Here is a 22627-nt window from a genome sequence, read left to right on the forward strand (position 1 = left end):
ACACACCCAACGAACTACCTGGACTGCTGAGCCGGCACCCCACGAGAGATCGGCTCGTCGTCGACGACCGGCGCACTCGCCGCCGCGACAGCCGCACCCGTCAACGTCGCCAGCATCTCGCGGACGTTCGTCAGCTGAGCGTTGATCGAGTCGCGGCGGTTCGTGAGCGCCGCCAGCTCGCGCTCGGACTCCGAACGGATCCGGTCCGCCTTCGCGTTCGCGTCCGCGACGATGTCCTCGGACTGCCGCTGAGCCGTCTCGACGGTCTGCCGCGCACGGCGCTCCGCGTCGGTCCGCAGCTTCTCCGCCTCGAGACGCAGCTGCTCCGCGCGGTGCTCGATCTCGGCGAGCCGCTTCTCGGCCTTCTGCTGGCGCGCCGCGAGGTCACGCTCGGACTGCTCACGCCGCTTCGCGAGGTTCGTCTCGAAGTCGGCGGCGGCCTGCGCGGCCTTCGCGCGGGTCTCCTCGAAGAGCGCGTCGGCCTCCTCACGCTTGGACTGCGCGTCCTTCTGCGCCTCGGAACGCAGCTGAGAAGCGTCGGACTTGGCCTTCTCGACGATCCGGACGCCCTCGTCCTCGGACTTGGCCTTGCGCTCCGACGCGAACGACTCGGCGTCGTTGCGGACCTGCTGGGCCGCCGACTCGGCGAGCTCGCGGTGCTGCTCGGCCGCGCGCCGCGCCTCCTCGCGCAGGTCCTTCGCCTCCTCCTCGGCGAGGCGCAGGATCTTCTCGACGCGCGCGCCGAGACCGGCGTACGAAGGCTCGGCGTCGGAGACCTGCGCCTGCGCGTTCTGCGTTTCGAGGTGGAGTTCCTCGATGCGCTTCTCGAGCGCGGTGATCCGGGCCAGAGCGCTGTCACGGTCGGAGACGAGCTTCGAGATGCGTTCGTCCACCTGAGCGCGGTCGTACCCACGCCGCACAAGCTCGAAGCCGTAGGGGGAAGTGTCGCTCATGGGGTTCCTGTCGAATGAGACCGGTGAGGTGATAGGTGGAATCCTAGGGGCCGAAGCGGTGTGTCATCGAGCGGATGCGTGTTTGATCTGGAGAATGACGCCCCTTTCGAGTGGCTGATCGGCCGCAGGCTTGCCAGAGTGCCGGTCGAAGTCCCCGTATTCCCGAAGACTTCAGAACAAAGCCCCCAGATTTCCCCGGAACCTGCACACTCCGCTACCCATCGGTCTGCTTGCCACCCGAACGAGGGGACCCTACCGCCGCTCCCGCCTTGACGCCCCCGTCCTTCGCGGACGACGGTGCCTCGAAAGACTCCAACGCCTCAAGGACGTCCTGGACACGGGAGATCTCGGCCTGGATGTCCTCGCGCCGCCGGACCAGCACCTCCAGCTCGCGCTTGCCCTCCTCGACGCTGCGCATCGCCTCGCGGATCGCCTCGGCCTTCAACTCCTCGGCCTCGCGCACCAGCTGAGACTTCTTCAGCTCGGCCTCCTTGAGCAGGCCCTCCGCCTTCTTGACCGCGGCGATCCGCACCTTGCCCGCCTCGGAGTTGGCCTCGGAGACCAGCTCCTTCGCCTTCGCCTGGGCCTTGTTGAGCTGCTCCTCGGCGGCCGTGATGAGCGCGTCGCAGCGGTCGCCGGTCGCCTTCATCGTCTCGGCGGCCTCGCGCCGGGCACGGTCGTGCAACTCTTCGATCTCGGATGTGATGCGGTCGCGCAGCTCCTCCGCGCGCTCCCTTATCGCGGTCGCGTCCCGGCGCGCCCCGATGAGGAGTTCGTCCGCGTCCGTACGGGCCTTCTCCACCCGGGAGTTGCCCTCCACGGTCGCCTCGCCGACCAGCCGGTCCGCCTCGGCGCGCGCGGCCCCGACCATCGAGTCGGACCGCTCCTCCGCGTCGGCCGTCATCTTCTGCGCCTGCTCCTGCGCCTCGCCGAGCAGCTTGTCGACCTCGGCGGTCGTCTCCGTGATGAGCGTGTCGACCTGCTCGGCCGCCTCGGAACGCCGCTTGTTGGCCTCCCGGCGCACCTCGTCCAGCGTCCGGTCCGCCTCCTCGCGCGCCGAGTTGAGGAGCCGCTCGGCCTCCGCCTCGGCCTCGGCCCGCTGCCGCGCGGACTCCGCGCGCATCCGCTCGGCGTGCTGCTGGGCCGAACCGACCGTCTCCGACGCCTCGGCGCGCATCCGCTCCGCGTCCGCGTGCGCGTCCCCGCGCACCCGGTCCACCTCGGCGGCCGTCTCCATCTGGAGCCGCTCCGCCTCCGCGAGGGTCTCCGACTGGAGCCGCTCGGCCTCGTTGCGGGCCTCGGTGATGAGGGTGTCGGCCTGCGTCGCCGCGTCCGACCGCATCCGGTTCGCGTCCTCCCGGGCCTCCGCCCGGGTGCGCGACGCGTCCTGGTCGGCCTGCGCGATCGTGTCCGACGCCTCGGTGCGCACCCGCTGGGCGTGCGCGGAGGTCTCCGTACGCAGCCGCTCGGCCTCCGCGATGGCGTCGCCGACCGTGCGCTCGGCGAGCGCCTGCGCGGCCTCCGACTCGTCGCGCGACTGCTGCCGTACCCGGGAGGCGTCCTCGGCGGCCCGCTCCCGCTCGGCGTACGCGTCGGCGCGGACCCGGTCCGCCTCCTCCTCGGCCTCCCGGCGGGTACGGTCCGCCACGTGCTCGGCGGCCGAACGCAGACCGGAGATCTCCTCCTGCGCCTGCTCGTGGAGCCCCGCGACCGAATCGCGCACCTGCTGGGCGTGCTGCTCGGCGGCGGAGACCATCTCCGAGGCCCGCCGGTCCGCCTCCTCGACCAGCCGCAGCGCCTCGGCCTGCGCCTCCTCGACCCGCTTGCGCGCCGACGCGAGAAGCTCCTCGCTCTGCTCGCGGGCCCGCTCCCGCTCCTGGTCGGCCTCGGCACGCGCCGTACCGAGCGTCTCCTCGGCCTCGCGACGGCGTCGTACGGCCTCGTCCTGCGCGGCGGCGAGCGCGTCCGACGCCTCCTCGGCGAGCCGCTCGGCGGCGGCCTGCGCCTCCGCGCGGACCCGGGTCGCGGTGTCCTGCGCCTCCTGCTTGAGCCGCTCCGCCTCGGCCGCGGCGTCCGAGCGCAGCCGTACGGCGATGGACTCGCCCTCGGCGCGGGACGCGGACGCGTCGGCGGCGGCCTCGGTCCGCAGCCGGTCCGCCTCGTCGGCGGCCTGCTGCTGCAACGTACGGATCCGCTCGGCGGACTCCGCGCGCAGCCGGTCGTTCTCCTCGGAGGTCTCCCGGCGGATCCGCGCAGCCTCCTCGCGGGCCTCCGTGAGGGCCTGCTCGGCGGAGGCGAGCCGGGTCTCCGCCTCGGTGTGCAGCCGGGTCAGCTCCTCGGCCGCCTCGGTCTGCCGGGCCGCTATGGCGCGCTCGGCCTCCTCGCGCATCTCGCGCGCCGCGTCCTCCGCGTTCGCGGTGATCGTCTCGGCGAGACCCACCGCCTCGTCGCGCTGGCGCTCGGCCTCGGCGCGGGTGCGCTCCAGCGTCTCCTCGGCCTGCCGGCGCAGCGACGTCGCCCGCTCGATGGCCTCGGTACGGACCTTCTCGCTGTCCGTCGTCGCCTTCTGGCGCAGCTCGTCCGCGTCCGCCTTCGCCTTGGAGAGCAGCTCCTCGGCGCTCTTGGCGGCCTCCTCGATCTGCTGGACGGCCTCCTTGCGGGCCTCCGCGCGGATCTTCTCGCCCTCGGCGACCGCCTCGGACCGCAGCTGCTCGGCCTCGCCCCGCAGCCGCCGCGCCTCCTCCTGGAGCTCGACGGTCTTGGCGCGGTACTCCTTCGTGTCGTCCTTCGCGGACCCCTTCAGCTGCTCGGCGATGTCGTGCGCCTCGGCCCGCAGCCGGTCCGCCTCCGCCTCGGCCTCGGTCCGGACCCGCTCGGCCTCCTCGGCGGCGGCCGTGATCGTCCCGCGCGCCTCTTCCTGCGCCTTGTTGAGGACGTCCTCGGCGGTCTTCGCGGCCTTCGACAGCTGGGTCGCCGACTCCTCGGCGGTGATCGTACGAGCCTTCTCGGCTGCCTCGGCGACGATCTTCTCCGCCTCGGCGCGGGCGTCCGCGACGACCTGCTCGGCGTCCGACTTGGTGGCCTCCGCCTCCTTCGTCGCCTCGCTGACCAGCCGCGCCACCTGCTCCTTCGCGGTGCGCGTGCGCTGCTCGTTCGCCGACTCGGCGCTGGAGAGCGTCTTCTCGGCGGACGTCTGCGCCTCGGTGAGGACCTTCTCCGCCTCGGCCTGAGCCTTGCGCAGCGCCTCCTCGGCGTCCGCCATCCGCTGCTCGGCCGCCCGCGACAGCTCGCTCGCCTGCCGACGCGCCGCGTCCGACTCCGACACCGTCGACGTACGGAGCTGCTCCGCGTGGTCCGTGGCCTCCTGGGCCTGCGCGCCCGCCGCGTTCAGCAGACGCTCCGCGTCCGCGCGGGCCCGCAGCATGATCTGCTCGGCCTCGGTGCGCGCCGCCTCCGCGTCGCTGGTCAGGCGCTGGCGGGCCTCGTTCGTCAGGCGCTCCGCCTCGGCGCGGGCCGCCGCGAGGGCCTGCTCGGCCTCGGCGCGCGACTCGTCCATCAGCCGGCGGGCCTGGGCCTCCGAGCGGGCGCGGAGCTGCTCGGCCCACGCCACGTTCTCGTTGACGTGCGACTCGACGGTCTGACGGCGCTCCGCCAGCTCCTGGTCGAGCTGCTGGCGCCGGGTGACCGCCTCCTGGTGCAGCTCCGCCTGGAGCCGGGCCGCCTGCTCCGCGTGCTCCTGGAGGATGCGCTGGGTCTGCGCCCGGGCCTGGCTCAGCTCGCGCTCGGCGTCCTGGCGCACCTGGTCGGCCTGCATCTGCGCGTTCCGCAGCAACTGCTCGGCCTGATAGTTCAGGTCGCCGCCGTCGAAGGCGGGCCGGGTCATGATGGTGCGCCGCGCCTCGTGCAGCTTGGCGCGCAGCACCTCGACCTGGTAGCCGAGGTCCTCGGCGTGCTGGATCGCCTTTTCCCGCTCGGTCTTCAGCCGTTTCATCTCGGCTTCGAACCGAGTGAGGTGGTCGACGTCAGCCGCCGGCTCTCGCTCCTGGCTCTCGTAGCCCCGCACTGCGCGGTCCCATCCGTCCCCTGGTCGCAAGCTTCTCCAACGAGCTCCCGTCCATCCGCCGGACGGGGCCCCCGGGGAATGGTGTCAGATCATCGGCGGGCCGCGGACTTCCGTCCGCCTCCCGCACCCCCGAAACCCGGACCCCGGCATAGCGGTTGCCCCACCCTGCGGCGGGCAACCGCCCCCAACCCTACCGGCCCTTATGTACGTGGGTCAGTGCTCGTCGGACTCAACAGGCGCCGAAGTGACCAGTTCTGTCAGGACACCGTGGCAATCCTTCGGGTGCAGAAACGTGATCCGTGACCCCATGGAACCGCGCCGCGGCTCTTCGTAGAGGACCCGTACGCCCTTGTCCCTGATGGCCTCCGAGTCGCTGTCGACGTCCGCCGTACCGAAGGCGATGTGGTGGACGCCCTCGCCGTTCTTGTCCAGCCACTTCGCCACCGTGGAATCCGGGCGGATCGGCTCCAGGAGCTGGAGGTAGGAGGCGCCGCCGTCCGACGTATCGTTGATCTTGAGCATGGCCTCGCGCACGCCCTGCTCCTCGTTGACCTCGGTGTGGAAGACCTCGAAACCGTAGGTCGCGCGGTAGAACTCGACGGTCGCGTCGAGGTCGTGGCAGGCGATCCCGATGTGGTCGATTCGCGTCAGCATGGGTTCAGTGGAGCGCTGAAAGGGTGGTTGCGCAACGTGCGGGCGATCACATCGACGGCCGGGTGACGCAGTGACCTACTCCTCAGTACTTTGTCGGTAAACCCTCGTTCACATTCCTCGGCCCGTGCGGGGCCGGTAAGGGGATCGCAGCTCATGACCACATCGGTGATCGTCGCAGGTGCGCGCACTCCCATGGGGCGCCTCCTCGGCTCCCTCAAGTCGTTCTCCGGGGCCGATCTCGGCGGCTTCGCGATCAAGGCCGCGCTCGACCGGGCCGGGATCTCCGGCGACCAGGTCCAGTACGTGATCATGGGCCAGGTCCTCCAGGCCGGCGCCGGTCAGATCCCGGCCCGCCAGGCCGCCGTCAAGGCCGGCATCCCGATGAGCGTCCCGGCCCTCACGATCAACAAGGTCTGCCTGTCCGGCCTCGACGCGATCGCCCTCGCCGACCAGCTCATCCGCGCCGGTGAGTTCGACGTCGTCGTCGCCGGCGGCCAGGAGTCCATGACCAACGCGCCCCACCTGCTGCCCAAGTCCCGCGAGGGGTACAAGTACGGCGCGATCGAGATGCTCGACGCGATGGCGTACGACGGGCTCACCGACGCGTTCGAGGGCGTCGCGATGGGGGAGTCCACGGAGAAGCACAACACCCGGCTCGGGCTGAACCGGGAGGACCAGGACTCCGTCGCCGCGCTCTCCCACCAGCGGGCCGCCGCCGCGCAGAAGAACGGGCTCTTCGAGGCGGAGATCACGCCCGTCGAGATCCCGCAGCGCAAGGGCGACCCGATCCTGTTCAGCCAGGACGAGGGCATCCGCGCCGAGACGACCACCGAGTCCCTCGGCAAGCTGCGCCCGGCGTTCCTGAAGGACGGCACCATCACCGCCGGTTCGTCCTCGCAGATCTCCGACGGCGCCGCCGCCGTCGTCGTCATGAGCAAGGCGAAGGCCCAGGAGCTGGGGCTCGACTGGATCGCCGAGATCGGGGCGCACGGGAACGTCGCCGGGCCCGACAACTCGCTCCAGTCCCAGCCGTCCAACGCGATTCAGCACGCGCTGGGCAAGGAGGGGCTCGCGGTGGCGGACCTCGACCTCATCGAGATCAACGAGGCGTTCGCCGCCGTCGCCGTGCAGTCGATGAAGGACCTCGGGGTGTCGCCGGAAAAGGTGAACGTCAACGGCGGCGCGATCGCCCTCGGGCACCCGATCGGGATGTCCGGGGCGCGGCTGGTGCTGCATCTGGCGCTGGAGCTGAAGCGGCGGGGTGGCGGGGTCGGGGCTGCGGCGCTGTGCGGGGGCGGCGGGCAGGGGGATGCGTTGATCGTGCGGGTGCCGAAGGCGTGAGCTTTGTACGGTGATGAGGTTGCCGGTCCGATGATCCGACCGTCGGGCCGGTGGCGGGTCTACTGAACGGAGCTGTGATGCAGGACGTCCCTTCCCTGATCGCCCAGGCCCGTGAGGGCGGGCCGCGTGCCGTGGCCCGCCTCATCTCCCTGGTCGAAGGGGCGTCTCCGCAGCTCCGCGAGGTGATGGCGGCGCTGGCCCCGCTGACGGGGGGTGCGTACGTCGTCGGCCTCACCGGGTCTCCGGGCGTGGGCAAGTCCACGTCCACCTCCGCGCTGGTCAGCGCCTACCGACGGCAGGGCAAGCGGGTCGGCGTCCTCGCCGTCGACCCGTCCTCGCCGTTCTCGGGCGGGGCTCTGCTGGGGGACCGGGTGCGGATGTCCGACCACGCCTCCGATCCCGGCGTGTACATCCGGTCCATGGCGACGCGGGGGCACCTCGGGGGGCTCGCGTGGGCGGCTCCGCAGGCGATCCGGGTGCTGGACGCCGCCGGGTGCGACGTCGTCCTCGTCGAGACGGTCGGGGTCGGGCAGTCCGAGGTCGAGATCGCCGCCCAGGCGGACACGTCCGTCGTGCTGCTGGCCCCCGGCATGGGCGACGGCATCCAGGCCGCCAAGGCCGGGATCTTGGAGATCGGGGACGTCTACGTCGTCAACAAGGCCGACCGCGACGGCGCCGACGCGACCGCGCGCGAGCTGAACCACATGCTGGGGCTGGGGGAGGCGCGGACGCCGGGGGACTGGAGGCCGCCGATCGTGAAGACGGTCGCGTCGCGGGGGGAGGGGATCGACGAGGTCGTCGCGGCGCTGGAGAAGCATCGGGGGTGGATGGAGGAGCGGGGGGTGCTGATCGAGCGGCGGCGGTCTCGTGCGGCCCATGAGATCGAGATGATCGCGGTGACGGCGTTGCGGGAGCGGATCGGGGATCTGCGGGGGGATCGGCGGGTGGGGGTGCTGGCGGAGAGGGTGGTGGCGGGGGAGCTGGATGCGTACCGGGCGGCGGACGAGCTGGTGGCGGGGGTCGTGCGGGAATAATCGTTCGGCAACTCCTGCCGCACGTTGCTAAGTTGACGCGCATGTTCCTCCCCTGTGCGTAGAGCGGTGCCCTCTCGCGGTCCTGGCCGACCGCGGTTCCGGCGACCCCTCTTCCACCTCTCCTCGTGAGGAACTTTCGCGTGTCCACGCCTGTTTCGCGGCCGTCCTACCGTGCCGTGCTCCAACTCCCCTACGCCCTGCGTACGTTCGGCTCGGCCCTGCTCGCCCGGCTCTCCTACGGCCTCGTCTCCCTCTCCGTCCTCCTCACGACCGTCGACGCGACCGGTTCCTACACGACGGCCGGTGTCGTCATGGCGGTCTTCGGCGGGACGATGGTGGTTCTGACGCCCTTGCGCGCGACCCTGGTGGACCGCCACGGGCCGCGCCGCGCGCTGCCGCCCATGGTGTTGCTGTACGTGACGTTCCTCTGCGGGTTCGCTTTCACGGCGGTCCGCCCCGGCCCGTCCCCGCTGGCACTGGGCACCCTGATCGCCCTGGCCGGCGCGTGCGCACCACCGCTGGGGCCCACGATGCGCGCGGTGTGGTCCGAACTGGCGCCGGGGAAGGGGATGTTGCAGCGGGCGTACAGCTTGGATGGTGTGGCGGAGGAGCTGTTGTTCGTTGTCGGGCCTGTGTTGGTGGGGGTGTTGGTGGGGGTGGCTTCGCCGGTGGCGGGGGTGGTGGCGAGTGCGGGGGTGATGGTGGTGGGGACGTGGGGGTTTGTGCGGTCGCCGGGGGTGCGGGGGTTTGGGGGTGCGGGGGCTGGTCGTGGTGCTGAGGGGGAGCGCGTGGGGGCTGAGCGTGGCGCTGAGGGAGGGCGCGTGGGGGCTGGTTCTGGGGCTGGGGGAGGGCGTGCGGAGTCCGGCCTCGGCGCCGGCGGAGAGCGTGTGGGGGCTGATCGTGGCGCTGGGGAAGCGCGCGTGGGAGCCGAGGGTGGCGTCGGGGGAGGGCGTTCGGGTTCCGGGGTTGAGGGAGGGCGTGCAGGGTTCGGTGCCGGCGTCGAGGGGGAGCGTGTGGGGGCTGATCGTGGTGTTGGGGAAGTACTCGCGGGAGCTGATCGTGGCGCCGGGGGAGGGCGTGCGGGGTCTGGTTCCGGGGCCGGGGGTGAGCGCGCGGGGGCCGGTCTCGGCGTCGAGGGGGATCGCGTCGAGTCCAGTGCCGGTGAGTCGTCTCAGGCGTACGCCGGTGGCGCGTGCCGTACGTCGGCGAGTCCCCGGGCTCTGCTTGTTCCCCTTGCTCTCACCGCCGCCACCGGGCTGGCGCTCAGCGCGGCCGACCTCCTCGTCACCGCGTTCGCGGACCAGCACGGGTACGCGCCCGGCGCGGCGGCCTGGACCCTCGCGGCGCTCTCGGTGGGCAGCGCGGTCGGCGGGCTCCTGAACGGCGCGGTCGACTGGCGCACCCCCGCACGGACCCGCCTCCCCCGCCTCGCGGCGACCCTGGGCGTCCTCCTGATCGCGGCGGGCGCGTCCCCCGACATCGTCACCCTCGCGGCTCTGCTGGCCTTGGCGGGCGCCTTCGTGACGCCCGTCATCACCACGTCCTACCTGGTCGCGGAGGAGACCACCGCCCCCACGGCCCGTACCCGGGCGGGCGCGTGGATCAACACGGCGGTGAACGCGGGCAGTTCAGCAGGCGCGGCAGGCGCGGGCCTCCTCCTGGCGAGGGCCCCGCTGGGGGTGTGCTTCGCGGCGGCGGGGGCGGTCGCGCTGGTTGCGGGGGCGGGAGGGGCTTGGGCGGAGCGGAGGTAGGGGGCGCCGGGTACGGGACGGGGGACGGGGCGCGGAGGTGCCCGCCGCTCGGCCCGCATCCGCCCGGCTCGCTTCACGCTGCGACGGCTCGCGCCGGGGACGGGACGGGGTACGCGGGACGGGTTGCCCGCTTCTCGGCCCGCATCTGCCCGGCTCGCTGCGCTGACTCGTGCCGGGTACGGGACGGGGCACGGGGGACGGGGTTGCCTGCTTCTCGGCCCGCATTCGCCCGGCTCACTGCGCCGACTCGTGCCGGGTACGGGACGGGAAGGGGCGCGTGGCACGGGGTTGCCCGCTGCGGTGTCGGTATCTGCCCGGCTCGCTTCGCGCTGTGCCGACTCTCGCCGGGTACGGGATGGGACGGGGTGCGCGGGACGGGGTTGCCCGCTGCGCGGTCGGCATCCGCCTGGCTCGCTTCGCGGTGCGCCGACTCGTGCCGGGTACGGGACGGGGCATGCGACACGGGGTCGCCCGCTCTTCGATCGGCATCCGCTCGGCTCACTGCGCGCTGCGCCGACTTGCGCCGGGTACGGGACAGGAAGAGGCACGGGGTACGGGGTTGCCCCTCCCCGGCCCGTGTCCGCCCGGCGCGCTGCGCCGACTCGCGCGGGCCAGCTTCCCGCGCTGTCCCGGGGGCACCTCTTGCGAGGCTCCGGCTCACCCTCGGTCGGCCACAGCCCTGCTGCGCGAGCCGCGCCGCGCCGGTATGGACCGGGAGCCGACCGTCTCGCGCTCCCGGTGCGTCCTGGCCCGTCCTGGGCGACTCTGCCGTCCCCTGCCTCAGTCCTCCCGGTCCGCCGACCGTCTCGCGTCCCCGGTGCGTCCTGGCCGGTCCTGGGCGACTAAGGCGCCTCCTGCCTCAGTCCTCCCGGTCCGCCGACCGCCTTGCGTCCCGGGTACGTCCTGGCCCGTCCTGGGCGACTCCGGCGCCTCCCGCCTCAGTCCCCCCGGTCCGCCAGCCGCCTCGCGCTCCTGGCACGTCCCGGCCCGCCCTGGCCCACTCCGCCGCTCCGGCATTCAGAAACCCCGCACTCAGTCCTCCCGGTCCGCCGTGACCGTCCCGTTCTTCGCGTTCACGTTCCAGTCCCGCTCCTTGCCCTGGGCGTCGCGGGTCTCGACCTCCCAGACGCCGCCGTGGTTATTGTCGGAGTCGACCGAGACGACCGTGCCCTTGGGGGCGGCGGCCTCGGTGGCCTGGCGGGCTGTCAGGCCCTCGGGGACACGGCGGTCGTCCGCGTCGGTGTCCCGGTCGACCTGGGCCGCGAGGACCTTGCCCGTGGCCGGGTCGACGCGGACTTCGTACGTCTTCGTGTCCGAGGCGAGGATCTCGACCTCCCAACCCCGGTCCGCGTCATCGGTGTCGAGATCGGCGGAGAGAACCGTGCCGGGGCGGGACTTGAGGGCCGCGTCGATGGCCTGGGCGACGGTGAGGCCCGAGGTGGTTACCGTCGGCTGGTCGGCCCGGTCGGCGTCGTCCGTCTGCACCGCAACCCGCACCTGCTCCACCCCCTCGCGTGACTCCCCGCCCCGGCCCTCACCGTTCGTGAGGGCGAGTGCCGTTCCGCCTGCGAGGGCCGCGCTCACGGCGACGGCGGTGATGGTGATGCTGCGCTTCATGAGGTTCCTCCGTAAGGGTTCGTTGCGATGTGAGCCACCCTCGCCGACCGACCCTGAAGGCAACCTGAAGCCACCTGAAGGGATCTTCAGGTTGGGTTTGTCACCCTGGGCGTATGCGCCTGCTGATCGTCGAGGATGAGAAACGCCTCGCCCTGTCCCTCGCGAAGGGTCTCGCCGCCGAGGGCTACGCCGTGGACGTCGTGCACGACGGCCGGGAGGGTCTGCACAGGGCGACGGAGACCCCGTACGACCTGGTGATCCTCGACATCATGCTCCCCGGCATGAACGGCTACCGGGTCTGCGCGACCCTGCGCGCGGCGGGCCACGACGTCCCGATCCTGATGCTGACCGCGAAGGACGGCGAGTACGACGAGGCGGAGGGCCTGGACACGGGCGCGGACGACTACCTGACGAAACCGTTCTCGTACGTGGTCCTGGTGGCCAGGGTGAAGGCGCTGCTGAGGAGGAGGGCAGGGCGGGGCGCCTCCCCCGTCCACGTCCTCGGTGCCTTGAGGATCGACACGGCCACCCGCAGGGTCCACCTCCACGACACCGAAGTCACCCTGACGGCAAAGGAGTTCGCGGTCCTGGAACACCTGGCCCTGCGCCCCGGCGAGGTCGTCCCGAAGGCCGACATCCTGGACCACGTCTGGGACTTCGCGTACGACGGCGACCCCAACATCGTGGAGGTGTACGTCAGTTCACTGCGCCGCAAGTTGGACCCGGCGCTCATCAGGACGGTACGGGGGGCGGGTTACCGCCTGGAGGCGACGCGATGAGACCCCGTTCGGTACGGGCCCGCACGACCTTCGCGGCGACGACGGTCGTGGCGCTGGCCCTGATCGCGGCCGGCGCCGTAGTCGTCCTGTCGCTGTGGACGAACCTCCGCGACCAGGCCGACACCACAGCGGAGCGCACGGCCCGCACGGTCGCAGCCCAACTCGCCGCCGGTACGCCCTACGCCAAGCTCGACCTGGACGACGACGTACCGATCCTGGTCGAGACGGCGAACGGCGACATGGTCGCGCGCAGCGAGGAACTCGGGCCCGTCACCTCGAAGTTCGCCACCACGGACGACGACGTAGACACCGGCGAGACCGGGGAAGTCTCATACTCCAGCGGCGCCGCATCCCTCGACGGCGACAGGGAGGACTACCGTTTCGCGAGCCTCACCGTCGGCACCCCCGCCCAAGGCGCGCTCACCGTCCACGCAGGCGCCCCTCTCGCCACCGAACAGTCCGCAGTCCGCACGGCGTTGACGGTCCTCCTGGTCGCCCTGCCCCTGCTGCTGGCCCTGGTCGCAGGAGTCACTTGGCTGGTCACCCGGCGTGCGCTGCGCCCCGTCGAAGGCATCCGCCGAGAGCTCGCCACGATCACCGCATCCCAGGACCTGACCCGCAGAGTCCCCGAACCCCCGGCCGACGACGAAGTCGCCAGGCTGGCCCGCACGACGAACGAAACCCTCGCCGCCCTGGAAGCCTCCGTGGACCGCCAGCGCCGCTTCGTCGCCGACGCCTCGCACGAACTCCGCAGCCCCATCGCCTCGTTGCGCACGCAACTCGAAGTGGCCGCCGCTCACCCGGCCCTGCTGGACCTGGACGGCGCGGTGGAGGACACGGTCCGCCTCCAGCACCTCGCGGCGGACCTCCTGCTGCTGGCCCGCCTGGACGCCGGCGAGACCCCGAACCGCACTCCGGTGGACCTGGGAGCTTTGGCGAGGGAGACGACGGCACCTCGAAAGGGAACGCGTCTCGACACGGCACCCGGCGTCGAAGTCACCGGCTCCCGCAGCCAGTTGACCCGAGTCCTGGCCAACCTCCTGGACAACGCGGCCCGTCACACCCGTACGGAAGTGGAAGTGACGGTCCGCACGGAAGGCGAGGACGCCGTCCTCACAGTCACGGACGACGGCCCCGGAGTCCCGCCGGAGCACAGGTCCCGCATCTTCGAACGCTTCGTCCGCTTGGACGACGCCCGCAGCAGGGACGAGGGAGGCGCGGGCCTCGGCCTCGCGATCGCCCGCGACATCGCCGTACGCCACGGCGGAACCCTCACGGTGGGGGAGGCCCCTGCGGGCGGCGCGAAGTTCGAACTGCGCCTGCCCGCAAGGGGTTTGAGGCGCCCGTAAAGGACTAGGGCCGGCCCCGGTTCTCGCGGAGGTGCTCGGAGACCGGCCCCAGCGCCGCGGACAGCTGCGCCATCCCCTCGGGCGAGAGCAGATCGATGAAGTGGCGGCGGACGGACGCGACATGATGCGGCGCGACCTGGCGCATCATGTCGAGCCCCTGATCGGTGAGGACCGCGTACAGCCCCCGCCGGTCGGACTCGCAGTTCTCCCGGCGGACCAGGCTCGCGTTCTCCATGCGGGTGATCTGGTGGGAGAGGCGGCTCTTGGACTGGAGGGTGGCGGCGGCGAGGTCGCTCATCCGCATACGGACGTCGGGGGACTCGGAAAGGTTGACGAGGATCTCGTAGTCGTTCATGGTCAGCCCGAACGGCTGGAGATCCTTCTCCAGCTGGTGCATCAACAGCCTGTTGACCTCCAGCTGGGTGCGCCAGGCGCACTGCTCCGCCTCGGTCAGCCAGCGCGTGGCCGTCTCGGTCTCCATAGAAGAAGTCTACCTAAAAAGTTGAAATGTTAATGAGAAGAGTGTGACGCCGCGCACCCGTTCGACGTCACACTCCGCAGGTTACCGCTCACAGCCCGAAGCGACGCTGGAGATCGCCGAGCTGTCCGGGAAGGCGCTGTGTGCCCTGCTGCCCGCCGTACCCCTGCCCGGGGTGCGCCCCGCCGCCCGGCACGCCCGGCTCGGACGGCACGACACCCGTCGCCTGCTCGGCCATGAGCGCCTCGGAGGACTGGAGCAGGACGGTCCCGGCGCCCACGAACTCGAACTGGTGCTCCTCGCCCGAGGCGCCGCCCAGGCCCGTCATCGCACGTAGACCGCCCAGCAGGCCCGTCATGTAGCCGTGGTCGTAGTGGTGGCACGGCGAGGGACAGTCCGCCCAGCCGATCAGCGCCTGCGGGTCGACCCGGATCGGCGGCTCCATGAACACCACCGGACCGTTGGACGCGGCGACGAACTTCCCTGTCCCGATCAGCGTCAGGAACCCCGGCACGATCGACTGCTTGAGCGCCAAACTTGGCTGAAACGCGAGGAGGTTGCCGGAGCGAATGGTCAGGTTGCCGTCTTCGAGGTCGTACGAGTTGACGTCGAACGCCCGGTCCGCGAGGAGCATCTTGCCCGAGCCCTCCGCCACCACCCAGTCGCTCGCGTGCAGAGGCGAATGGAACGACGTCCGCACCAGGCGGTCGAGGCGGCCGTGCCCGATGCCGTTGAAGTCGATCGACCCGTAGTAGGCGATCATCTTCCCCTTCTGGAGGAACCACTGGCTCCCCTTCAGCTCCACACAGAAGGTGTACGAGTTGACGTTGTCGTCCACCGGCAGCGTCATCGGGTCGTAGACCACCGGGCCCGCGCCCGCGTAGTGGTTCACAGCTTCTCCTCGGAGGCCTGGACGTACACCGCGCCGTTGCCGCTCAGTTCGAGCTGGAAGGCCTCGCCGGAGCCCCGGCCGACCATGTCGCGCCAGCCGAGGGCGGTCGAGAGTTTGTTCCGTACGTCGCCGTGGTGCGCGACGTACGCCTGGGGGTCCACGTGGACCGGGCGCTGCGGGGTGATCGGGACCTCGAAGACACCGCCGTGCGCCATCACCGCCACCGCGCCGTGCCCCTTCAGTGTGGTCGTGAACAGGCCCTGGCCGCTGACCTGGCCCCGGACCATGCCCATGACGCCGCCCTGGGAGCCCAGGAACATCGTCCCCTGCTGGAGCGTGCCCTCGAAGGCGAGCAGGCGGTCCGCCTCCACGCACAGGGTGTCCCCGGCGAGGTTGATCACCTGGACGTGGTGGCCGCCGTGCCCGAACAGGACCGTGCCGCTGCCCTCGACCGTCATCAGCGGGGTGTCCTCGTTCGCCAGCCTGCGGCCGATCATCGACATGACGCCGCCCTGGCCGCCCTGGATGTTCGGCGTGAACGACACCTCGCCCTTGTACGCGAGCATCGCGCCGCGCTGGCTGAACAGGCGCTGGCCGGGGGCGATCGTCGCCTCGACCATCTTGGAGTTGAGCTCTCGGAAGGTCATCTCACACGTCCCCCGCGATCGTGTTCCGCTCGCTGGGCTGGACGTACACCAGGCCGTCCCCCTCGAAGCGGATCTGAAAGGCCTCGCCGCCGCCCTCTCCCATGAACGTGCGGAACGTCACACCCGCCTGGAAGGACTGGCGGAGGTTGCCCTGGTGCGCGACGTACGCCCCCGGGTCGACGGTCAGGGGGTACTGGGGAGTGACCCGCAGGACCACCGCCGGGCCGTCCGACGTGATCGCCGCCTGGCCGTGGCCCTCGACGGTGGTCGTGAACAGGCCGTTGCCCTGCGAGGCGCCGCGCAGGCCCGTGAACGTCGTGCCCGTCCTGAGGCCCGCGTCCGTCGCGAGCAGGTTGCTCGACTCGACGTACAGCTTGTCCCCCTGGAGAGCTACGAGGTTGATCTCCGAGGCGCGGTCCGCGAACCAGCAGACCCCGTGTCCCTTCACCTCCATCACCGTCATCTGCTCGCCGGTCAGCCGCCGGGTCACCATCCCGCGCAGACCCTCACCGCCGCCGGAGAGCTTCTTGAACGCCATCTGTCCGTCGTACGCGACCATCGAGCCGTTCTTGGCCTTCACGCCGTCGCCGGTCATCTCGACGGCCAGCACCTTGCTGCCTTGCAGTCGGAACATCGCCACGACGCCGAAGGTATCCGGCCGGGGGGTGGAGAGACCAGGGCCCACGGGTGGATATCGGGTGGATCTCGACCCTGAGAGAACCCTTAGGCGGGGGGTTTGCCACAATGGGCGAACGCTTGTGCGTGCGTTCACAAGGCGCGCGGCAGGTGTGCGGCGCAAACCGCCAGCTCAGCACCGTGACGACCCCCTTCTTTAAGGTGACCCCGTGGACCTGAAGACAGCCTCCGCCCTCCGCCGCCTCCGCCTGGTCTCCGCCCCCGAGGCCATCTCCTTCCTCCTCCTGCTCGTGTGCTCCGTCCTCAAGCGGACCACCGACTTCAACGCGGTGCCGGTCATGGGCATGGTCCACGGCGTGCTGTTCATCCTGTACGTGATCTTCTGGGCCGACGCGTGGAACCGTACGAAGTGGCCCCTCAAGACGGGCCTCCTCTACTTCGTCCTCTCCGTCCTGCCCCTCGGCGGCTTCTTCGCCGAGCGCAAGCTCCGCGGTGAGGCCGAGGCTGCGGTGATCGCCTCCCGCGCCGGCCAGGAAGGTGCCGTGAGCGCATGATCGTCGCCTTCTCCGTCACGCCGCTGGGCGTGGGCGAGGACGTGGGGGAGTACGTCGCCGACGCGGTCCGCATCGTCCGCGAGTCCGGCCTCCCCAACCGCACCGACGCCATGTTCACGTCCATCGAGGGCGAGTGGGACGAGGTCATGGACGTCGTGAAGCGTGCGGTGGCCGCCGTGGAGGAGCGCGCCCCCCGCGTCTCCCTGGTCCTCAAGGCGGACATCCGTCCCGGGGTCACGGACGGGCTGACGTCGAAGGTGGAGACGGTCGAACGCCACCTCGCGGGTTAGACGTACGCCCGGATCTGCCGCACGGGATGCCCGAGCGCATCGGCGAGAGCGCCGAGCTCACCGTCGTCGAACCACCGCTCGGCATCCCACACGGCAACCCGAAACCGAGCGAACCCACAGGGATCGTCGAAGTCGAGACGGTCGAGGGGGAGCACGGCCCCACAGCAGGGCACGGCGGCATCGAGGCTGGTGAACCCGGTGTCGCTGTGAGCTTCTTCCAGGTCGAACCACCAGTCCAGATCGACCTCTTCACCGCACGCGGGACACCCGATGCGATCGAGATTCTGCCCGCTGCTGACGGCCGTGATGGTCTCGTACCACGTCATCTCGACGTACGTCGCTGAGCCTTCCGGAAACCACGAGGCGACGAGTGCGTGGGCACGCTCGGCGGCCTTCTTACCGGGCTGCCAACGGGGATCGGCTGGGACGACGGAGAGAACGTCCTGACTCATGCGGCGAACTCTAAACGGACGTTGAGTCGCGGTTTTTTAGGGGCGCGGGGAACTGCGCGACCAGCCACAACGAACCCGCACCCGGCAACTCACCGCTCCTGCCTCGAAGTCCGCCGCAAATACTGCCGCACAGCTCGCTGAGAAATCGGCCCCAACTCCTCCAACGCCCCCACCAGCAAACCAAGTTGCTCAAGCGCGCCCAATGCCGAAGCAGCCCCCTCCGAGTCCACCCCCTCATACAACTCGATCCCCACGAACGCCGCCGCCACCGCCCGCGCCAGCCCCGCAGGGTCCGTGAACTCACCGAACGGCGTCGTAGCGAGAACCCGCCGCAACACCGCCTCGATCTCAACGATCCACAGATCGAGCCCCGCAGCAGTGGCCGGCCCCAACGCAGGATGCGTCTGCGCACCCGCGAGCAACTGCCCCAACCGAGCCACATGCCCGAACCCTTGCTCGGCGGCATGGATCTCCCGCCCCAGCGCAAGGAGTTCGGACAACGACCCCACCTCCTCGAACCGCCCCCGATACCGCGAGACGGACTGCTCGGCCCCGTACCGGCAAGCCGCAGCAAGCAGTTCGTCGACCGACCCGAAGTGGTAGAAGACCAACGCCTGATTGACACCGGCAGCAGCGGCAACAGACCGCGCCGAGGTCTTGGCGATCCCCTGTTCCGTGAGAGTCCTCAGCGCCCCCTCCAACAACTTGACCCGGGTCTCCTGCGAGGGACTCATACGCGTGCTTCCTCTCTCACCGGCCGCAGCCCGGCCCGTACTCCGCAGTCTCGTACGTCGCTGTACGCCGCCCGGAACCACCCCTCGTACCCGAAGAGCGGCCCGAACCACCGGTTGACGACGCGGACTTGGATGCGGAACACCCCGGCGCCCTCGTCGTACGACTCACGGACCTCCGCGTCGGCGCCGACGAGTTGAGGCACCCGGACGTCCACGGGCCCTTCGCGGAACCGGTGTTGGCCGGAGCGGATGAGGAGGGAGCCGTCGGGCTCGGCGTGGAAGCGGAGGTCGGTGGCGAGGTGCTGGTGCGTGCCGAGGTAGTCGAGGATCGTGCTGCCCGAACCGAGCACCATCTGCGCGTCGAACCGGTGTTGCCGCGAGGGAAAGCTGAACGTCCGTACGAACGTGACCGTTTCACGGCCGTAGGAGTCGAGATAGGGGACGTTCTCGATCACGAACGGGACATCGCGGCCCGCGCGGGGCACGAGGATGTTGCGGGTCGTGCCGAGCGCGAGGAACGGCTTCACGAACGCGGGCCCGTGCCAGATACGGGACATGACACCCCGCCCCGTGCACGCCTCACCGCTCGCGAGGCCCACGGAGAAGCGGCGGCGCAGCTCGGGGTGGAGGCGGGAGAACGCGGCGTCCCCCATGGCCGTACGGAAGATGGAGGTCATCGCGGGGTCTCCAGCGCACGCATCAGCCGGGGCGTCCGCGCGCGTTCAGGTGCGCGGCGGATGCAGCGGCGGGCGGCCGGGACGCAGGACAGGGGCGCCTTGAAGACGGCCATGCAGGCGGCGACCAGGAGGAGTTGGGGGATGAGGTAGAACAGCGGCGGGGCGTAGGGGGCGAGGGGGCCGAGGCCCAGGCCCGTCGCGGCGGTCGCCAACACGGCCACCCGGAGGGCGAGTTCGGCGATCCAGTTCCACAGCGCCCGTTCCGGGGTGATCCCCTTCTCCAGCCACAGCCGGAGCCGGTCGAACGACCACGCCGTCGCCCACACCATCAGCGGGCGGAAGAGGAGACGGTCCGCGCACCGGCCCGCCCACCCCCAGCGCGGCCGGTAGTCGTACCCCGTCAGGAACCGCACGCCGTCCCGGTCCGGGACGTAACGCCAGTACCCGCTGCCCTCCTTGAGGAGCGACAGCGGATGCGGGGAGGCGAAGCGCAGCGCCGACGTCCGTGTGCCGTCCGGGCGTTCGCGTTCTCCGGCGGTGACTCCCGTACCGGAGACGGTCACGAACGGCAGTACGCGGGTGGCGTACCGGAAGCGCTGCGGCTCGCCTTCCGCGCTCGGGAGGTAGTCGATTGTGGTGAACCGGAGGTCCCAGCGCTGATGCTGGGACGGGGTCTGTGTACGGGTCCACAGGTCGTCCATGTCGGCGCGGATGTGCGCCTCTATGTAGAGCCCCATCGGTAATCCCCCAGGTGGAGACGGAGTTTGAGCACTCGCTCAAACTCTCTGCGCGTGACGGTACACCGGTTTGAGCGATCGCTCAACGCCGGTTTCCGGGTGAACTGGGCTGTGTGTGAACGCGGTTAGGATCTGCCGCGTTCGTCACGAGGCCGGATCAGGGGAGGCGTCGCAGTGCTGGGGCTGCTGGGCAGGGTGGGGGCGGTGGTCGTGCTGCTGGGGTCGCTGGTGGCGAGCCGTCCGGCGGAGGGGACCGTGGTGTACGAGCGGGAGGCGACCGAGGCCGCGGGGGTGCAGGAGCCCGGTGCCGTCGTCGCGCGGGCCGCCTGTGCGGACACGGCGTACTCGACCGCCGGGCACAAGGAGTACGGGACGTACCTCTGGCATGTCGGGGACGGGGCGATGCCCGGTGGGTTGTCCCGGGATGCCGCGCGCAAGGTGTTCGAGGAGGCGATCTCGACGATCACCGGGGAGCGCAACGACTGTGGGATCGGTGGTGGGGGTGGGCCTCGGGCGCGGTTCCTGTCGGCGACCGGGCGGGAGGCCGGGATCGATCGGGAGGGGCGGTGTTCCTCGCGGGACGGGGTGAGCGTGTGGGATGCGGGGGAGCTGCCCGAGGATGTCGTCGCCGTCACGTGTTCGTGGGCCGTGACCATGCCGGACGGTGGGGCGAACGATCTGATCGAGGCGGATGTTCGGTTCAATACGCGGCATCACCGGTTCACGGATGCGCCGGGGGTGCGGTGCGCTGACGCGTATGACGTGCGGGCGGTCGGTACGCATGAGGCGGGGCATGTGTTCGGGCTGGGGCATGTGGGGGTGGGGCACGAGAACCTGACGATGTACACGAACTCGTTCGCGTGTTCTTCGCGGGCGAGGAGCTTGGGGCGGGGGGATGTTCTGGGCCTGCGTTCCCTGTACCGGTGACGCCTGTCGGGGTGCCTGGTTCTGTCGTCTGGCGGGTGCGGCGCCATCGTGGCTTGTCGCGCCCGCGCGGCGGTAGCCGCAAATCGATACAGCCCCGCGCCCCTGAAGAGCGCGCCTTCGGCGCGCATATAACCCCCCGTTGGACGAAAGTCCCACCCGGCTGGCCCCGCCCCGTTCGACAGTGTCCGATATGTCCATTTTCGTGTGGGTATTGGCCCGTCACGTTCACCCTGACAAAAACCACTCAGCGCGAACCCCCGGGCCTCGACCACTCCCACTTCTTGGAGGGCGTTGTGCGGCCTGAGGGCTACGACTACGACACCCACAGCAGGCTGGCCGGGCCGCTCACGGAGCCGGCCGCGTCGTACCGGGTGCAGTACATATCGCTGCTCTCCCGCGAGCCCCACCGAATACGCGCGATCCTGCTGATGAGCCTCGCCCCGGTGCTGACGGCGCTGCTGCTCGTGTACCTGGTGTGGCCCAGCCACTGGGTGGAGCGCGAGGGCGGGGACGAGTGGATGGTCGGCCTCGACATCGCGATGCTCATAGCCATCGGGCTGATCGAGCTGTTCATGGTCGTCAACGTCGCGTCCGTGGCGCACGCGACCCTGGTCGCCAGGGACCCCGTACCCGTCATACCCGAGAGCGGTACCCGCGTCGCGTTCCTGACGACGTACGTCCCCGGCCGCGAGCCCCTCGCGATGGTGCGGGCGACTCTCGAAGGCGCCGTACGCATCCACCACCGAGGGCCCCTGGACGTGTGGCTCCTCGACGAGGGGGACGACGAGCAGGCCAAGGCGCTCTGCGCGGAGCTGGGGGTGCGGCACTTCACGCGGAACGGTGTCCCGGAGTGGAACCGGCCCAAGGGGGTCCACAAGGCCCGCACCAAGCACGGCAACTACAACGCCTGGATCGCCGCGCACGGCGACGAGTACGAGTTCTTCGCCTCCGTCGATACCGACCACGTACCCCACCCGGACTACCTCGAACGGATGATGGGGTACTTCCGGGACCCGGACGTCGCGTTCGTCGTAGGACCCCAGGTGTACGGGAACTACCACCATCCGGTGACGAAGGCCGCCGAGTCCCAGCAGTTCCTCTTCCACGCGCTGATCCAGCGCGCGGGCAACCGCTACCGGGCGCCGATGTTCGTCGGCACCAACAACGTCGTACGGATCGCGGCCGTCCAGCAGATCGGCGGACTGTACGACTCGATCACCGAGGACATGGCGACCGGGTTCGAGCTGCACCGGCGGCGCAATCCGGTGACCGGGCACAAGTGGCGGTCGGTGTACACGCCGGACGTGCTGGCCGTCGGCGAGGGGCCCGCGTCCTGGACGGACTTCTTCACGCAGCAGATGCGGTGGTCGCGCGGGACGTACGAGACGCTGTTCAAGCAGTACTGGAAGGCGCCGTTCACGATGCCTCCGGGGCGGCTGTTCTCGTACACGATGATGCTCGTCTACTACCCGATGACGGCCGTCAACTGGCTGCTCGGCATGGTGAGTTGCGTGCTGTTCCTGTGGTTCGGCGCGTCCGGCACCCAGGTCGCCGCGTCCGTGTGGCTGATGCTCTACAGCGACGCCGCCGCCCTCCAGATCGGCCTGTACCTCTGGAACCGCCGCCACAACGTCTCCCCGCACGAACCCGAGGGCTCCGGTGGACTCGCCGGGATGGGCATGTCGGCCCTCTCCGCGCCGATCTACCTCAAGTCCTTCGGCGCGGCCCTGCTGCGCCGCCCCAGCCGGTTCGTCGTCACCCCGAAGGGCGCCGGCGTCAGCGCCGACCGGCTCATGACCTTCCGTATCCACCTCTTCTGGGCGGCCGTCCTCATCGCGTCCCTCGCCGCCTCCGCCGTCCTCGGCCACACCCACGTCGCCATGCGCACCTGGGCGGTCCTCGCGACGGCGATCTCCCTGGCGCCGGTCGCGGTGTGGATCGGCACGGCGGTGCGGGAGCGGCTCGCCCGGCCCCGTACCCGTAGCTCTCTGGTAGTAGAGGCGCCCGCAGCCGAACCCGCCCTCGCCCCCGTCTCCGGCACCCCGACAGGAGGCAACTAGCC

Annotated in this window: 21 protein-coding genes; 9 read left to right on the forward strand and 12 right to left on the reverse strand. The window is 70.8% G+C overall.

The features are described 5' to 3' along the window. Positions 1-14: 14 nt before the first annotated feature. The 3 genes from J8M50_RS32795 to mce form a co-directional block, all read right to left on the reverse strand. Positions 15-953, reverse strand: coding sequence for a coiled-coil domain-containing protein (locus J8M50_RS32795; RefSeq protein ID WP_010353271.1), 939 nt, complete (start codon positions 951-953; stop codon positions 15-17). A 214-nt stretch (positions 954-1167) separates the two neighbouring features. Beyond that, positions 1168-5016 carry a polarized growth protein Scy gene (scy, locus tag J8M50_RS32800; RefSeq protein WP_010353270.1) on the reverse strand — a complete coding sequence of 1283 codons (3849 nt, stop codon included), beginning with the start codon at positions 5014-5016 and terminating at the stop codon, positions 1168-1170. Positions 5017-5229: 213 nt separating this feature from the next. Further along, positions 5230-5670 carry a methylmalonyl-CoA epimerase gene (gene mce / locus J8M50_RS32805; RefSeq protein WP_010353269.1) on the reverse strand — a complete coding sequence of 147 codons (441 nt, stop codon included), beginning with the start codon at positions 5668-5670 and terminating at the stop codon, positions 5230-5232. Between the two features lie 153 nt (positions 5671-5823). On the opposite strand from mce, the gene J8M50_RS32810 reads away from it, so the two are divergent. The 3 genes from J8M50_RS32810 (at position 5824) to J8M50_RS32820 (ending at position 9796) form a co-directional block, all read left to right on the forward strand. Continuing rightward, complete coding sequence (locus tag J8M50_RS32810; protein WP_010353268.1) at positions 5824-7011, forward strand: acetyl-CoA C-acetyltransferase; 1188 nt, start codon at positions 5824-5826, stop codon at positions 7009-7011. Positions 7012-7088: 77 nt separating this feature from the next. After that, positions 7089-8045: a methylmalonyl Co-A mutase-associated GTPase MeaB gene (meaB, locus tag J8M50_RS32815; RefSeq protein WP_010353267.1), complete on the forward strand. Its 957-nt coding sequence runs from the start codon at positions 7089-7091 to the stop codon at positions 8043-8045. Between the two features lie 140 nt (positions 8046-8185). Then, positions 8186-9796, forward strand: a complete 1611-nt coding sequence (locus tag J8M50_RS32820; RefSeq protein WP_010353266.1) for an MFS transporter — start codon at positions 8186-8188, stop codon at positions 9794-9796. 1032 nt (positions 9797-10828) lie between these two features. On the opposite strand, the gene J8M50_RS32825 is transcribed toward J8M50_RS32820, so the two are convergent. Further along, positions 10829-11413 carry a PepSY domain-containing protein gene (locus tag J8M50_RS32825; protein WP_010353265.1) on the reverse strand — a complete coding sequence of 195 codons (585 nt, stop codon included), beginning with the start codon at positions 11411-11413 and terminating at the stop codon, positions 10829-10831. Between the two features lie 113 nt (positions 11414-11526). On the opposite strand from J8M50_RS32825, the gene J8M50_RS32830 reads away from it, so the two are divergent. Beyond that, on the forward strand, positions 11527-12192 hold the full coding sequence (locus J8M50_RS32830) for a response regulator transcription factor (RefSeq protein ID WP_010353264.1): 666 nt from the start codon (positions 11527-11529) through the stop codon (positions 12190-12192). Then, positions 12189-13541 carry a sensor histidine kinase gene (locus J8M50_RS32835; protein WP_010353263.1) on the forward strand — a complete coding sequence of 451 codons (1353 nt, stop codon included), beginning with the start codon at positions 12189-12191 and terminating at the stop codon, positions 13539-13541. Before J8M50_RS32830 ends, J8M50_RS32835 begins: the two co-directional genes overlap by 4 nt. A gap of 4 nt (positions 13542-13545) precedes the next feature. Here J8M50_RS32835 and J8M50_RS32840 read toward each other — a convergent pair whose 3' ends face one another. The 4 genes from J8M50_RS32840 to J8M50_RS32855 form a co-directional block, all read right to left on the reverse strand. Beyond that, on the reverse strand, positions 13546-14022 hold the full coding sequence (locus tag J8M50_RS32840; protein WP_010353262.1) for a MarR family winged helix-turn-helix transcriptional regulator: 477 nt from the start codon (positions 14020-14022) through the stop codon (positions 13546-13548). 88 nt (positions 14023-14110) lie between these two features. Further along, positions 14111-14911 (reverse strand): AIM24 family protein, encoded by an 801-nt coding sequence (locus J8M50_RS32845; RefSeq protein WP_010353261.1) that lies wholly within the window; start codon positions 14909-14911, stop codon positions 14111-14113. Further along, positions 14908-15558 carry an AIM24 family protein gene (locus J8M50_RS32850; protein ID WP_010353260.1) on the reverse strand — a complete coding sequence of 217 codons (651 nt, stop codon included), beginning with the start codon at positions 15556-15558 and terminating at the stop codon, positions 14908-14910. Before J8M50_RS32850 ends, J8M50_RS32845 begins: the two co-directional genes overlap by 4 nt. A gap of 1 nt (position 15559) precedes the next feature. Further along, on the reverse strand, positions 15560-16192 hold the full coding sequence (locus J8M50_RS32855) for an AIM24 family protein (RefSeq protein ID WP_040836243.1): 633 nt from the start codon (positions 16190-16192) through the stop codon (positions 15560-15562). A gap of 211 nt (positions 16193-16403) precedes the next feature. On the opposite strand from J8M50_RS32855, the gene J8M50_RS32860 reads away from it, so the two are divergent. Then, positions 16404-16748: a DUF3817 domain-containing protein gene (locus tag J8M50_RS32860; protein WP_010353258.1), complete on the forward strand. Its 345-nt coding sequence runs from the start codon at positions 16404-16406 to the stop codon at positions 16746-16748. Next, positions 16745-17038 (forward strand): MTH1187 family thiamine-binding protein, encoded by a 294-nt coding sequence (locus J8M50_RS32865; protein ID WP_010353257.1) that lies wholly within the window; start codon positions 16745-16747, stop codon positions 17036-17038. Before J8M50_RS32860 ends, J8M50_RS32865 begins: the two co-directional genes overlap by 4 nt. Here J8M50_RS32865 and J8M50_RS32870 read toward each other — a convergent pair. The 4 genes from J8M50_RS32870 to J8M50_RS32885 form a co-directional block, all read right to left on the reverse strand. Continuing rightward, positions 17035-17490 carry a hypothetical protein gene (locus J8M50_RS32870; protein ID WP_010353256.1) on the reverse strand — a complete coding sequence of 152 codons (456 nt, stop codon included), beginning with the start codon at positions 17488-17490 and terminating at the stop codon, positions 17035-17037. The genes J8M50_RS32865 and J8M50_RS32870 overlap by 4 nt on opposite strands. A gap of 89 nt (positions 17491-17579) precedes the next feature. Beyond that, positions 17580-18224 (reverse strand): TetR/AcrR family transcriptional regulator, encoded by a 645-nt coding sequence (locus J8M50_RS32875; RefSeq protein ID WP_010353255.1) that lies wholly within the window; start codon positions 18222-18224, stop codon positions 17580-17582. Continuing rightward, a complete protein-coding gene (locus J8M50_RS32880; protein WP_010353254.1) occupies positions 18221-18901 on the reverse strand; it encodes a DUF4166 domain-containing protein in 681 nt (226 codons plus the stop codon). Before J8M50_RS32880 ends, J8M50_RS32875 begins: the two co-directional genes overlap by 4 nt. Further along, positions 18898-19638 (reverse strand): hypothetical protein, encoded by a 741-nt coding sequence (locus J8M50_RS32885; RefSeq protein ID WP_010353253.1) that lies wholly within the window; start codon positions 19636-19638, stop codon positions 18898-18900. The genes J8M50_RS32880 and J8M50_RS32885 overlap by 4 nt, the downstream gene beginning before the upstream one ends. Before the next feature lie 174 nt (positions 19639-19812). Here J8M50_RS32885 and J8M50_RS32890 point away from each other — a divergent pair, with 174 nt between their 5' ends. Together J8M50_RS32890 and J8M50_RS32895 are read left to right on the forward strand one after the other, a co-directional pair. Next, positions 19813-20565: a matrixin family metalloprotease gene (locus J8M50_RS32890; RefSeq protein ID WP_010353252.1), complete on the forward strand. Its 753-nt coding sequence runs from the start codon at positions 19813-19815 to the stop codon at positions 20563-20565. A gap of 293 nt (positions 20566-20858) precedes the next feature. Further along, positions 20859-22625 (forward strand): glycosyltransferase family 2 protein, encoded by a 1767-nt coding sequence (locus J8M50_RS32895; protein WP_010353251.1) that lies wholly within the window; start codon positions 20859-20861, stop codon positions 22623-22625. Positions 22626-22627 lie beyond the last annotated feature (2 nt).

Source organism: Streptomyces acidiscabies (assembly GCF_020010905.1).
Taxonomy (GTDB): Bacteria; Actinomycetota; Actinomycetes; order Streptomycetales; family Streptomycetaceae; genus Streptomyces; species Streptomyces acidiscabies.

Excerpts from the sequence above, each read along its gene's own strand:
- J8M50_RS32795 (WP_010353271.1), bottom strand. The coding sequence starts at position 953 with ATGAGCGACACTTCCCCCTACGGCTTCGAGCTTGTGCGGCGTGGGTAC.
- mce (WP_010353269.1), bottom strand. The coding sequence starts at position 5,670 with ATGCTGACGCGAATCGACCACATCGGGATCGCCTGCCACGACCTCGAC.
- J8M50_RS32810 (WP_010353268.1), top strand. The coding sequence starts at position 5,824 with ATGACCACATCGGTGATCGTCGCAGGTGCGCGCACTCCCATGGGGCGC.
- meaB (WP_010353267.1), top strand. The coding sequence starts at position 7,089 with ATGCAGGACGTCCCTTCCCTGATCGCCCAGGCCCGTGAGGGCGGGCCG.
- J8M50_RS32825 (WP_010353265.1), bottom strand. The coding sequence starts at position 11,413 with ATGAAGCGCAGCATCACCATCACCGCCGTCGCCGTGAGCGCGGCCCTC.
- J8M50_RS32830 (WP_010353264.1), top strand. The coding sequence starts at position 11,527 with ATGCGCCTGCTGATCGTCGAGGATGAGAAACGCCTCGCCCTGTCCCTC.
- J8M50_RS32835 (WP_010353263.1), top strand. The coding sequence starts at position 12,189 with ATGAGACCCCGTTCGGTACGGGCCCGCACGACCTTCGCGGCGACGACG.
- J8M50_RS32840 (WP_010353262.1), bottom strand. The coding sequence starts at position 14,022 with ATGGAGACCGAGACGGCCACGCGCTGGCTGACCGAGGCGGAGCAGTGC.
- J8M50_RS32850 (WP_010353260.1), bottom strand. The coding sequence starts at position 15,558 with ATGACCTTCCGAGAGCTCAACTCCAAGATGGTCGAGGCGACGATCGCC.
- J8M50_RS32855 (WP_040836243.1), bottom strand. The coding sequence starts at position 16,192 with ATGTTCCGACTGCAAGGCAGCAAGGTGCTGGCCGTCGAGATGACCGGC.
- J8M50_RS32865 (WP_010353257.1), top strand. The coding sequence starts at position 16,745 with ATGATCGTCGCCTTCTCCGTCACGCCGCTGGGCGTGGGCGAGGACGTG.
- J8M50_RS32870 (WP_010353256.1), bottom strand. The coding sequence starts at position 17,490 with ATGAGTCAGGACGTTCTCTCCGTCGTCCCAGCCGATCCCCGTTGGCAG.
- J8M50_RS32875 (WP_010353255.1), bottom strand. The coding sequence starts at position 18,224 with ATGAGTCCCTCGCAGGAGACCCGGGTCAAGTTGTTGGAGGGGGCGCTG.
- J8M50_RS32880 (WP_010353254.1), bottom strand. The coding sequence starts at position 18,901 with ATGACCTCCATCTTCCGTACGGCCATGGGGGACGCCGCGTTCTCCCGC.
- J8M50_RS32885 (WP_010353253.1), bottom strand. The coding sequence starts at position 19,638 with ATGGGGCTCTACATAGAGGCGCACATCCGCGCCGACATGGACGACCTG.